Genomic DNA, 12,324 nt, shown 5'->3' with positions numbered 1-12,324 from the left:
AATACTAATAAGGAATCATAAAGCTTTTTATCCAAAGGCGGATAGCTTGATTTTACTTCGCTAAGCGAATCTTCCGTTTCGCCTTTGGCAGAATCAGCTTTAGCTGATTGTTTGCTGTCTGGCTTGCTTGTACCATTACTTTGATCGCAACTAGTAAGCAGGGTGATTGATAAAAAAAGAACTGAGGCAGAAAGGAAAAAATGTTTCATTATAATGGTGAGATAATTTGTGTGTTTTTATTTGCCGCGCTTAACAAAACGCCATAACTTATTAATTATTCTGTTGATACCCGGGGCCGTGCAAAATAACACCTTTTCTGGTACCAATGTGTTTAAAATTATCAACAGTTATGTTTCCGTTTACCAAAACGTATTTAAAACCAGTTGAATAGGCGTGGGGATGCTCAAAAGTTGATTGATCTTTTACCGTGCCGGCGTCAAAGATAACAATATCTGCAAACATGCCCGGCTGTAACAATCCGCGATTGGTGATATGGAATTTTTGTGCAGGTAATGAGGTCATTTTTCGTATGGCATCTTCTAATCTGATAATATTTTTCTCGCGTACATAATAAGCCAATACCCGGGCATTGCTTCCGTAACCGCGGGGATGCGGAACGCCTGCTCCAAATAAACGAATGCCTGAATCTGATGCTACCATGGTGAACGGATACCGAAGGATGTTTTCAACATCGGCCTCATTTAAACCATGAAATACCATAGATGCGCTGCCAATTTTAGTAATATCAAGGATAGTTTCAATTTCATTAGGTATAGTTGAGGGCTGGCCTTTATCTATATTGATCTGCATAATGTTTTTCCCGTTGATGGACGAATCGCTATCGCAATGAGCAACTACGGCGTAATCAAAATGATTACGGGTACGTCTCTTCATATCGGCTATCATCTCCGTAACCACCTTTTGGTGTATCAGCGGATCATTCAGTCGTTTTAATACCGCATCATGACCGCCATCCTGCAGCCAGTCGGGCAGTAATACATTCAAAGTGGTGCTGCTTGCGGTATATGGATATTGGTCAACCGTTACATCCAAACCCTCCTTGCGTGCCTGTTCAACCATAGCAATCATCTCGCCAGATCGGTTCCAATTAGGCAAACCAACTTTAAAATGCGAGATCTCTACCGGCATATTTGCCTGCCTGCCAATATCAATAGCTTCGGCTATGGCATCAAATATTTTGTCCGATTCATTACGCATATGTGAAGTATACACGCCATGATATTTGGCTGCCGCCTTTGCTAAGGCAATAACTTCGGGTGTTTTGGAATATAAGCCCGGCGTATAAATTAAACCTGTGGAGAAACCCATGGCGCCATCGCGCATGGCTTGCTCAACAATGGCCTGCATTTTTTGTAACTGTTGCTCATTTGGTGTTACCGCGGCTTTGCCTAAAACTGCTTCGCGCACATCATTATGGCCTATAAGGGTTGCCACATTTACAGATAGCTTAATACTATCCAACAATTTAAAGTATTTACTAATGTTGATATTTGAAGTACCGCAATTACCGGTGATCACCGTAGTTACGCCATCATAAATAAAATTATCGGCGGTTGGGGTTTTCTTTTCATCGCCCTCAATGTGGGTATGTACATCAATAAAACCGGGGGCAATTATTAAACCGGAGGCATCAATGGTTTTGTCGGCTTTGCTTTTGGATAGATCGCCGATGCTGATGATCTTATCTTTATTAATGCCCACATCGCCATAAAACCAGGGATTGCCGGCACCATCAATTATTTTTCCGTTTTTAAGTATGATATCAAAATGCTGTTGTGCACAGCTACTTGCAGATATAAGTACTATTAATACTGTATACAGCCTGCTTTTGATCATGCTTTAAATTATGAACGGGTTTTAAAGAATTTTCCAAAAACTCCCAGGGGTAGCTTTGAACCTGCTGTAGCTTGCAGGTAAAGTTCGCCGATCTCCAGGTTTTCTACTTTAGGGAAAGCGCTCTTGATCAGATTTTCAATAATAACTGATGAGAAGCCAAGCGAATATGTATTCAGGATCAGGAAATGTTCTTCCGGGTCGAGTAGTTGAATTACATCAGCCATCATTTCGTTGATGTTGTCTTCCAGTTTCCACTTTTCGCCATTGGGGCCATTGCCGTATGCCGGTGGGTCAAGGATGATGCCGTTATATTTTTTGCCGCGTTTAAGTTCGCGTTTTACAAACTTAAGCGCATCTTCCACTACCCAACGGATGTTGCTCAGACCCGAGATCTCCTGGTTTTCATTGGCCCAGGTAACCACTTGTTTTATAGAGTCGACATGGGTAGTATCGGCACCCGCCGCCTGCGCAATTAATGATGCGCCGCCGGTATAAGCAAACAGATTAAGTACTTTGGGTGATGGGGTTTTAAACTTTTTGATGTTTTGGGTAATGTAATCCCAGTTAACAGCCTGTTCAGGGAAAATACCGAGGTGTTTAAATGAAGTTAAGCCCAGCCTGAATTTAATGGCTGCATCTTTGTTCTTATATTCAATATGCCAGCGGTCGGGTATTTTCTGGTCTTTTTTAATCCAGTCGCCAGCTGTAGCAGAGCGGCCTTTAAATTTAATATGGTGTAAACGCTGCCACTCGGAAGGGGGTAAGCCTTTACTCCAAACAGCCTGTGGTTCGGGCCTTATCAGTACAATATTTCCAAAGCGCTCCAGCTTTTCAAAATCGCCGCAATCAATCAGTTCGTAATCTTTCCAGTGCGTTGGTGTTAATAGTTGGATCATTTTTTTGGGTTCGGGATGCGTGTTGCCGGTGGCCGGATTTTTTGCGTGCAAATATAATAAAATACTAAAGCTAATTTAACACGCTACACGAACCACGCTCCCCGTAACAGATCAAAGCTTAGCTTTTGCTGCCTGCATGAATTTACTGGCGAATACAAAGTCGTTCAGTTCCTGATTATCGGTATGGGCAATTTCCTTGTTACTGCCTTCCCACCATTTTTTACCCTGGTGCAAAAATATGATGTGCTCACCTATGCCCATTACCGAGTTCATATCGTGGGTAACAATTACGGTAGTAATCTGGTATTCTTCGGTCAGTTCATTGATCAGTTCATCAATCAGGATGGATGTTCTGGGATCGAGTCCTGAGTTTGGCTCATCAACAAATAAATATTTTGGCTGCATGGATATGGCCCGGGCAATACCCACGCGCTTTTTCATCCCTCCTGATAGCTCGGCCGGATAAAGTTTATTTTTACCGGTCAGGTTAACCCGTTTCAGGCAAAAGTTGGCACGATCTAATTTTTCGGCTTTTGATTGGTTGGTAAACAGGTTAAGCGGGAACATGATGTTCTCTTCAACCGTCATAGAATCAAACAGGGCCGAGTTTTGAAAAAGCATCCCTATTTGGGTGCGGATGGGTACCCTTTGTTCAAAATCCATATCGGTAAAGTTCTCCCCATTAAAAAGTACATCACCGCTGGTGGGAGCATGTAAACCAACAATGCACTTTAGCAAGGTAGTTTTACCCGATCCGGAACCACCAATGATCAGGTTGTTTTTGCCTGGTTTAAAAATAGCGCTTATACCTTTAAGTACTTCGTTATCGCCAAATGTTTTATAGATATCTTTAACTTCGATCATAGGAGCACGCGTGAAATAACCAGATCCACAAATAATATCATGATACAGCTGAAAACAACTCCGCGCGTTGCCGACTGACCAACTTCAAGCGATCCGCCGTTGGTATAAAAACCCTGATATGAGCAGATAGAAGTGATAATGAATCCAAAAAATATTGATTTAACAGCACATACTGTAACAATAACCGGGTTAAAGCCATCGGTTAGTCCGGTTACGTAATCGGCAGTTGAAACGTCGTTTGATGCAGCACAAGCTATATATCCCCCTGTTAAACCCAAAATTACCGATACTATAACTAATAAAGGTATCATGGTTACGCCTGCTATAATTTTAGGCGATATTAAATATCCGGGAGCATTTACACCCATGATCTCTAAAGCGTCAATTTGTTCTGTTACGCGCATGGTGCCAATTTGCGATGCCATACTTGAACCTACGCGGCCAGCCAGTACCAGCGCCGAAATAGTGGGGCTAAACTCCAGTATGGTTGAATCGCGGGTGATACCGCCTACAATTGTTTTTGGGATAAAATCGCTCACCAGCTGAAACGCGGTTTGAATAGTTGCCACCGCGCCAATAAATACCGAAATGATGGCAATAATACCCAACGAGCCTATGCCAACTGAAACCATTTCGCGCATTACTTCGCTCCAGTAAACACTGAACTTTTCAGGTTTTCTGAAACTTAAACGCAATAAGAGTATATATTTTCCTAAACTATAGAACATCTGCTTTTATAAAAATCGGTTAAAAATACGTTTTTTACCAATAAGCTTTGCTGCTTGCGGCAATTGAGTTAATTTAAATATCAAATTTTGTAAGCTATCAACTATTGCTTACGTAAATTAGCAGCATAAAGCTTCAACCATGATCAAAAAAAATCAGCTCAATATTTCTGAAGCTGGTTAAAAAAAGAATAGTCATAAAACACAAAATACAATATGAAGAACGCCCTTATTACAGGTTCAACAAAAGGCATGGGCCGCGCTATTTCAATTTCTTTTGCTAATGAAGGAATAAACGTGGCAATTTGTTCACGCAATGAGCAAGAATTATTAAAATTTAAAGATGAACTGCTTAGCATCAACCCCAATATTAAAGTTTTTGCGCAGGTGGCTGATGGCAGTAACAAAGCCGAATTGCTCAAATTTGCCTCAGGTGCGCAGCAGGAATTAGGTTTTATTGATATTGTAGTAAATAGTCTTGGTATGTTTAGTCCTGGCAGCATACTGGATGAAAGCGTTGTGGATTTTGAAAAGCAATTAAACACCAACCTGATGCCTACCTATGAATTGTACCGGTTTTTTGGTAAAACGATGATAGCCGCACGCAAAGGTCACTTCTTTAATATATGTTCTGTAGCCTCCTTAAACCCTTTCCCACAGGCTGGTACGTACAGTGTAACAAAGTATGCGCTGTTAGGTCTAACAAAGGTAATGCGGCTTGAAATGCAGGATCATGGTGTAAAGGTAACCGCAGTAATTCCCGGGTCAACGTTAACGGATTCATGGAAAGACGCGGTGGTTGATAAAGACACCATGGTGTTACCAGAAGATATAGCATCAGTGATCGTCAATATATATAATATGAGCGCGGGAGCCAATGTTGACGAGATAATTATTAAACCTGCGCCAGGCCAGTTATAATAACCAATTCAAAACAATTTATTTACAGAAATATTCGCTCTTGTTTACATAGCTGGCAACTAATTTATTTGCCTGATAAAACAACGCGATCGGCTTTTACCAGTGTATAGGAAATATGTAGCTAAAAGCGTACTCGTTCGTCGCTGTTTTTAGGTAGTTTACCGAAAGTTTGGTTACTTTCACCTAAAAGTAGTACTATAAAATGATTGTAGTTAGCACATTTGAGCAATAAATCACCACAATTTAACAGATCATGGAAAAGAAACTTTATCGCGATGAACACCGAAAGGTCATAGGCGGTGTTTGCGCGGGTCTTGCCGACTATTTTGATATAGATATAGCCATTGTACGGGCCCTGTTTTTACTTACGTTTATATTTATGGGCACCGGCTTAATGGTTTACATAGTTTTATGGATAGTACTGCCCAAAAAAGATTACAACTTTTATAATCCGGGTGTCGACTATAGAGTACCACCACAGGAGCCTTTTAACCCATTTGGTAATCAGCCACAGCAGGGTAACCCTTTTGAAGGGAATGTGCCCAAGAAAAAAGGTGCGTCAACCGCCGGGCTTATTATTGGTGTAATATTGATTTTTATAGGAGCATCATTCCTGCTGCATGAGCTGCACCTTTTTAGGTTTTGGCACATGGGTAAATTATGGCCTGTTATTTTAGTAGTTATAGGTTTTGCAATAATGGTATCAGGTCAAAAAAAACGGCCATGGGAAAGAGATAACTGGCAAGATACTGCTAATCAAGATACCCCTAATAAAGAAGAGGTTAAGGATGATACCCTGAAGAAAGAGGATAACATTGCTAAGGACGAAGATAATTTAAACAATCCACCAACTAATACTCCGCCCACGGTATAGTACCATGGAACTATCATGAGCTATCGCTCTCCTAAACGAAGGTAAGGATAGCTCATGATGCATTACAACAACTAAAAAAATATTGAAATGAGAAACGATAAATTAGTTCCGGGTGCTATCCTGGTATGTATAGGGGCCATATTCCTGCTTAATAACTTCGGGTATATTGATTTCCATTGGATGAACGTCATCCATCTTTGGCCTATATTTTTAATTATGGGTGGTGTTAACCTTGTTTTTGCCAATAACAAATCGGCATGGGCCACTATTTTAAAATTGAGCGTAGTGGTATTAGGTTTCGGATTGCTGCTGTTCGGACACTTTGAACGTTATAGTTTTTGGCCCGGTGCTTATAACTTTCATTATAACGATGATCGTGATAACAGCGATGATGATGTCGACGATAACGACAGTACCAACACCGATCATGGCGTTGTAAAAATACAGGGAAGCAGCGTTTTTAATAAGGACTATACTGCGGATGCTAAACTGGCACGCCTTAATATAAGTGGTGGCGGCACTACCTACACTTTAAATGATACCACCAGCCAGCTTTTTAAAGCCGAAACAAAGGAGTTTTATGGTAAATATGAGTTTAACTCTACTAAGGAAGACTCTGTTTATGTATTAAACCTGAAAATGAAAAATAATAAAGGCTGGCATTTTGACTCAGACGATAATAAATCAAATCTGGCGGATATTAAATTGAACGCCAATCCGGTTTGGGATATTAATGTGGAAACCGGAGCAACTAAACTTGATTTTGACCTTTCGAAATTTAAAATAAAAAACTTAACTTTAAAGGGTGGTGCAGCATCGTTTGATGTGAAGCTGGGCAATCCTTTGGTGAACACAAACGTTGAGGTTTCAACCGGGGTATCAGAAGTGAATATCAGTGTTCCAAAAGAAGCAGCCTGTAGTATCCGTACAAATTCAGGTCTATCGTCAAATGAGTTTGAAGGGTTTGATAAAAAGGATAATAGCCTATATGAAACCCCAGGCTTTGATGCTGCAAAAAACAAAATATACATTCACATGAGTGGTGGTGTATCTGATTTTAAAGTGAACAGATATTAATTTATCTAACCGATACCGGGACAGCATAACATATATTTTACAGGCCGCTTCATGATCATCATGGGGCGGCTTTTGTATATTTGTAACTTAAAATATGGTCATGTGATGCCGAAGCTGATTTGGAATGGCCTGATAATTTATAGATAGCTTGTATCTCCTTTACTTCAACTTTTTGTCATTAATTTATATAGCGCGTTTAAAAGTGTTAAATTCAAAACCATTATTACAAAAAATAGGTTTATTTTACAGCTTAATTGATCTGCTATGAAACATATATTCCTTGTATTGATTGCCGCCCTTTTTTTAGGGGGTACCGTAAACGCTCAAAATACGTTAAAGGGTACGGTTTATGAGTCGGGCAAAAGCAACAGGATGCCTGATGTTTTTATACGCGACAATAACAATAAGCAAATAACCATTACCGATGATAAGGGTAATTTTTCTATACGTACCGAAACCGGACATACATTGATATTCGATTCGCCGGGTTATATATCTGATACCTTATACATAACTGATCTGGCTCCTAAAAGAGTGGAGATGGTTACAAAGATGATCACTTTGAGGCAGGTTAATATTACCTCAACCAAGGAATCGTTTGACGCGCATAAGGAATATCCGGAGGTTTACACCAGGAGTAAGGTTTACCCGCTTTCGCCATCCTCATGGTTCAGTAAAGATGCCCGTGATGCCCGCCGGTTAAAAAAATACTTTAAACGCGAAGAAGAAGAAAGGCATGTTGACGAAGTGTTTAATGTTACTTATGTTGAAAGCCTGGTACCCCTGCGCGGCATGGAGCTTGAAAACTTTATGACCCTTTACCGGCCTACTTACGCGTTCCTGAAAAACAACAACGGCGAATCGTTAACAGTATATATCAACGACTCCTACAAAAAATTCATGGCCCTGCCTGCCAATAAACGTTCGTTACCAAAACTCACCAGTACCGGAAAGAGTTTGCAATAAGGAGGGATTGGGTCATACTAATCTACCTGGACGCTTGTATCGCCTGATATGACTTTGTGGTAAAGCAATTCTATCTGACTTTTTAATATGCGGTCCTCAGATAGCTCAGGCAGTTGATCAATATCAAAATATTGTACATCAAGCACATCAAAACCTTTATTAAGGGTTAATGATATTGTTTTGCAAAAGAAAACCATTTTATAAACGTAAAATGGTTGTGGTGGATGCGGGTGCATTTTTTTATCAAATATGGCCAGTAATCTTTTAGGAATAATATCAAGGCCGGTCTCTTCCTTAAATTCTTTTATAATAACCTCTTTAGGGCTATAACCAATATCGCCCCAGCCACCCGGTAACGACCATTTGCCATCTGTACTTTCACGGGCCAGCAGTATTTTGTTATCAGGTGATAATAAAATACCCCTGATGTCAACTTTGGCAGTAGGGTAGTCCTGTGCTTGAGGAAAAAGCATCTTAATGGTTTCCGTGCCAAAGTCTGTAACCTTATCCAGCATTTGAGTACTAATGTGCTGCAGTTCGGTATAACGCTCTATATCGTATTCGTTTTTGGCATATAATAAACCAATATCGGCAACAGATCTTAACTGGGTAATGAGGGTTAAAAGCTCGCTGTTATTCATAAAAAGGAAAAAAGTAAAATGAACCGTCATCCCGAATTTATTTCGGGATCCCACATGCTAAGTGAGTTGCATTCAAAGCGTAGCTTTGCATGTGGGGTGCTGAAACAAGTTCAGCATGACTGTTTTGTTTATATCCAAAGGTGAGAAACTATCCTCTGCCTAATAGCTCATCAAGCTTATTACGCTCGGTTTGCAGCTCGCGGGCCAGTTTCTTTTCTTTTTCGTTAGCCTTTGATTTGTAGGCTTTATATTCTTCGTCCAGTTCTTCGTACAGTTTTATCCTGTATTTGGCTTCGCGACTATGCGCGCCCGAGCGGGCAATAACAATAGCTGCAATAACACCAAACGCGATAACCAGTCCCCACATGAGTAAATTATAAGAGGCTTTGGTTAATGCAATACCTAAAAGGCTTATTTCATCGCGCTTGGCGTTTGATTCTGAAAGTGTTTGGTCTTTAGTAGTTACATCAGTTTTAAGGCTGGCAATATCCTTTGTTTGAGCATCAAGCTTAGCCTCAGCCGCTGCAAGTTTACGGCGCTCAGTATTTAACGTGTCGCGCATGTTTTTCCATAAGGCCGATGCCAGGGGTTCCTGATAATGGTATAGCTTGCTTACCAGGTATTTGTACTGCCCGTTAAGTGATTTATCCTTAACCAATGCCGAATCTGCCTTGGTAGCCTTTGGCATCACATATTTATTGACTGTTGATGGGGGTACGGAGGCGGGTTTCGCAGTACTGGGTTTTATAGCAGCAGATTTTACACTGCCGGTTTTTTTTGTGGTATCCTGTGAAAAGCCACGGTTAACACTGCCTAAAAAAACGATCATTAAAACACAAATACTGAATAAAAAATGTTTGTTCATCAAATGTAAAATTAGGTATCTAAATGTTAACAAAACAGGATTTTTTTGGTTTTTATTATAATATCCTGCGGTTTACGAACGCTAATGTAAGCTTTCGTACGTAATTTTGCTACTCATGGTTATATTAGCGGCATGAATATAGGTATTATTGGCCTGGGCGATATGGGGCGTTTATACGCCAAGGCCTTTGCAAAAGCAGGTTATACTGTTTGTGGGTGCGATTTACCCGAAAACCGCGACAAGCTGGAAGAAGAGCTTACTCCTTATAAAATAACTATAATGGATAATGGGAGGGATGTAGCCCGAACCAATGACCTAATCATTTACTCGGTGGAGGCTGATAAAATGGAGCAGGTAGTGGCAGAGTGTGGCCCTTTAACCAAGTACGGCGCCATTGTAGCCGGGCAAACTTCGGTAAAACACCCCGAGATAATTACCTTTGAAAAATATCTGCCTGCCGATACCCAGATCGTTACTTTTCATGGTATGCACGGACCCGGTTTTGAACCTAAAGGGCAAACCCTGATCCTGATACCTCACCGTACCAGCCCCGACGCTTACCAGCGCATGTATGACCTTTTTACCGCTATAGGAAGCAATATTGTAGAAATTGCAGACTACCACGAGCATGATAAAATTGTGGCCGATACACAGGCGGTAACCCACGTTGGTTTCGAAAGTATGGGCACGGCGTGGAAATCCGCAGGGTTTTTCCCCTGGGAAAACGCATCCTATGTGGGGGGTATCGACAATGTGAAAATACTGACCACGCTGCGCATATTCAGTTATAAGGCGCACGTGTATGCCGGTTTGGCCATACTGAACCCTTATGCCAAACAGCAGGTAAAGCGCTATGCCGAATCCGAATCAGAACTGTTTAAGCTGATGATCAAAGAAGAGGCCAAAGCCTTCAGGGAGCGGCTGTACCGTGCCCGCGATTTTGTTTTTCACGAAAGCCGCAAGCCCATAATGCTGAGTGATACCGTGATGAAGGAGTTTTCCTTGTCGCAAAAGCCCGAGCAGCAAAAGCCCAATTCGCATTTAAGTATATTAAGTATGGTTGATGCCTGGTACCACCTGGGTGTAAATCCTTATGATAACCTCATTTGCCAAACGCCGCCATTCCGCTTGCGGCTGGGTATTGCCGAATACCTGTTCAAGAATGAGGAACTGCTGGAAGAATCAATTGAAACCGCGCTATATGATAAAACCATCCGTGGCGACGATCTGGAATTCCATTCGGCAGTGCGGGAATGGTCGTCAATAATAGGGTATGGCGATATGGAAGGCTACAAAAAACATTTTAACGATGTACAGGCCTTTTTTGATGGACGACTGGAAGAAGGGAAGAAACAAAGCGCCGAGCTGATCAGAAGGCTGATGATGGAGTAATGGGATTTTGGATTTCGGATGTTCGATTTCGGAATTATGATTGCTGTGAAAATGCCAGGCACGGGCGGATATATTGACCTTCTTTTATTTAAGGCTTATTTTGACATGTTCAGTTTCTTGTGAAAAACCTGAACAAAATCTGAGCAATCCCGAACACTTTCTTCTAATCGCAGTCCGTTCTTAGAGAATTAGGAATATTTTGAATAATTTCAATTAATTACATCTTAATTAAGACCTAATAGTCAAGAATGGTATATTAAATACGATTAACTACAGTTGAGAGTGCCTGTTATACCCTCTCTATGTTCAAAATCACCCTATATTAAATACTAATTAACCTTATGCTTGCATTTATTAGTAGCTATTTGTACGATATGGACCTGCTTCGTGCAAGAATTAAAACCAGGCACAAAAAATTTTGGCAAGACCCCGAAGCCGAAAATGTCAGGAATACTTTAATGACTGCAGACGATCCGCTGGAGAAATGGAAAAACGTTGAAAATTGGCAAAGAAGATTAAGTAATAAACATAATTCAAGGAATTTTGCCCTGGCGCATAACTGTAAGGTGCCAGAGTTATATTGGAGCGGCAGAAATGTAAAGGACATTAACTTTGATCTTCTTCCTGAAAATTATGTTATCAGGCCAACTATTGGTCATTCGTCAAAGCTCGTATTCCTGATAAAAAATGGCTATAACCTGTTCGACAAAAAAAACTATTCGCCTAATGAATTAAAGGCTGTTTTACAGCAAGCGATTGATAAAAACGAGCACCTCCATTTTTTAATTGAGGAATTTTTGAAAAATGAGCAGGGTGAACAAAAAATTCTGAAGGATTACAAGGTATTTTGCTTTAATGGCGAAGTTGCCTGCATTAATGTAGTTAACAGATTTAGTCCGAATACCGGAGATTGCACTTATTACAATGAGCAATGGGAGCAAATTGAATCAATTAACAAAATTTATCCGCATGGGGAATACACCCCTCCACCAACGTGTTTACAAGAAATACTGCAACAGGCAAAAGCATTGAGCAAATGTTACGAGATTTTTGTTAGAATTGATTTTTATGCCACAGATAGGGGCGCGGTATTTGGAGAGTTTACGCCAACCCCCGGCATGGGGCGTGGCTTCACCAATTTTGGACGAAAGCTAATGCTCGATTATTGGGATAAATACTGTAACAGAAAGATTTGAGACCTGTGTTGGCAAAATATATGACCAACTGTTACGTATCATAGATTATT

At 40.7% G+C, this 12,324-nt stretch carries 13 protein-coding genes; 6 read left to right on the top strand and 7 right to left on the bottom strand.

All coding sequences use genetic code 11. From position 1 onward, the window contains the following. The 5 genes from AC1DRQ_RS19040 to AC1DRQ_RS19020 all read right to left on the bottom strand — a co-directional run. Positions 1–209 (bottom strand): hypothetical protein (locus tag AC1DRQ_RS19040; protein WP_477426346.1); only part of this gene is annotated, 209 nt, incomplete at its 3' end. Between the two features lie 61 nt (positions 210–270). Continuing rightward, the gene (locus AC1DRQ_RS19035; RefSeq protein ID WP_477426344.1) at positions 271–1,857 is read right to left on the bottom strand and encodes an N-acyl-D-amino-acid deacylase family protein; all 1,587 of its coding nucleotides are present in this window, start codon (positions 1,855–1,857) and stop codon (positions 271–273) included. Positions 1,858–1,865: 8 nt separating this feature from the next. Further along, positions 1,866–2,753: a class I SAM-dependent methyltransferase gene (locus AC1DRQ_RS19030; RefSeq protein ID WP_477426342.1), complete on the bottom strand. Its 888-nt coding sequence runs from the start codon at positions 2,751–2,753 to the stop codon at positions 1,866–1,868. A 111-nt stretch (positions 2,754–2,864) separates the two neighbouring features. Continuing rightward, on the bottom strand, positions 2,865–3,617 hold the full coding sequence (locus AC1DRQ_RS19025; RefSeq protein WP_429400389.1) for an ABC transporter ATP-binding protein: 753 nt from the start codon (positions 3,615–3,617) through the stop codon (positions 2,865–2,867). Then, entirely contained in the window at positions 3,614–4,345 is a 732-nt protein-coding gene (locus AC1DRQ_RS19020; RefSeq protein WP_429400390.1) for an MlaE family ABC transporter permease, read from the bottom strand. Before AC1DRQ_RS19020 ends, AC1DRQ_RS19025 begins: the two co-directional genes overlap by 4 nt. 213 nt (positions 4,346–4,558) lie before the next feature. Here AC1DRQ_RS19020 and AC1DRQ_RS19015 point away from each other — a divergent pair, with 213 nt between their 5' ends. The 4 genes from AC1DRQ_RS19015 to AC1DRQ_RS19000 all read left to right on the top strand — a co-directional run bounded on the left by AC1DRQ_RS19015 (position 4,559) and on the right by AC1DRQ_RS19000 (position 8,180). Further along, positions 4,559–5,263 carry an SDR family oxidoreductase gene (locus tag AC1DRQ_RS19015; RefSeq protein WP_477426339.1) on the top strand — a complete coding sequence of 235 codons (705 nt, stop codon included), beginning with the start codon at positions 4,559–4,561 and terminating at the stop codon, positions 5,261–5,263. Between the two features lie 253 nt (positions 5,264–5,516). Further along, positions 5,517–6,137, top strand: coding sequence for a PspC domain-containing protein (locus tag AC1DRQ_RS19010; RefSeq protein ID WP_477426337.1), 621 nt, complete (start codon positions 5,517–5,519; stop codon positions 6,135–6,137). A gap of 87 nt (positions 6,138–6,224) precedes the next feature. Then, positions 6,225–7,214: a LiaI-LiaF-like domain-containing protein gene (locus tag AC1DRQ_RS19005; RefSeq protein ID WP_477426336.1), complete on the top strand. Its 990-nt coding sequence runs from the start codon at positions 6,225–6,227 to the stop codon at positions 7,212–7,214. A 264-nt stretch (positions 7,215–7,478) separates the two neighbouring features. After that, complete coding sequence (locus AC1DRQ_RS19000) at positions 7,479–8,180, top strand: peptidase associated/transthyretin-like domain-containing protein (protein WP_429400394.1); 702 nt, start codon at positions 7,479–7,481, stop codon at positions 8,178–8,180. A gap of 17 nt (positions 8,181–8,197) precedes the next feature. On the opposite strand, the gene AC1DRQ_RS18995 is transcribed toward AC1DRQ_RS19000, so the two are convergent. Together AC1DRQ_RS18995 and AC1DRQ_RS18990 are read right to left on the bottom strand one after the other, a co-directional pair. Further along, positions 8,198–8,821, bottom strand: a complete 624-nt coding sequence (locus tag AC1DRQ_RS18995) for an NUDIX hydrolase (RefSeq protein WP_477426334.1) — start codon at positions 8,819–8,821, stop codon at positions 8,198–8,200. 148 nt (positions 8,822–8,969) lie between these two features. Further along, positions 8,970–9,686, bottom strand: coding sequence for a hypothetical protein (locus tag AC1DRQ_RS18990; protein WP_477426332.1), 717 nt, complete (start codon positions 9,684–9,686; stop codon positions 8,970–8,972). 132 nt (positions 9,687–9,818) lie between these two features. On the opposite strand from AC1DRQ_RS18990, the gene AC1DRQ_RS18985 reads away from it, so the two are divergent. Together AC1DRQ_RS18985 and AC1DRQ_RS18980 are read left to right on the top strand one after the other, a co-directional pair. Next, positions 9,819–11,078: an NAD(P)-binding domain-containing protein gene (locus AC1DRQ_RS18985; RefSeq protein WP_477426331.1), complete on the top strand. Its 1,260-nt coding sequence runs from the start codon at positions 9,819–9,821 to the stop codon at positions 11,076–11,078. Positions 11,079–11,419: 341 nt separating this feature from the next. After that, a complete protein-coding gene (locus AC1DRQ_RS18980; protein WP_477426329.1) occupies positions 11,420–12,274 on the top strand; it encodes an ATP-grasp fold amidoligase family protein in 855 nt (284 codons plus the stop codon). Positions 12,275–12,324: the final 50 nt, after the last annotated feature.

The organism is Mucilaginibacter sp. P4_E8, assembly GCF_056401495.1.
Note: the sequence above shows the minus strand (reverse complement) of the source record. Positions and strands in the feature narration are given on the sequence as shown.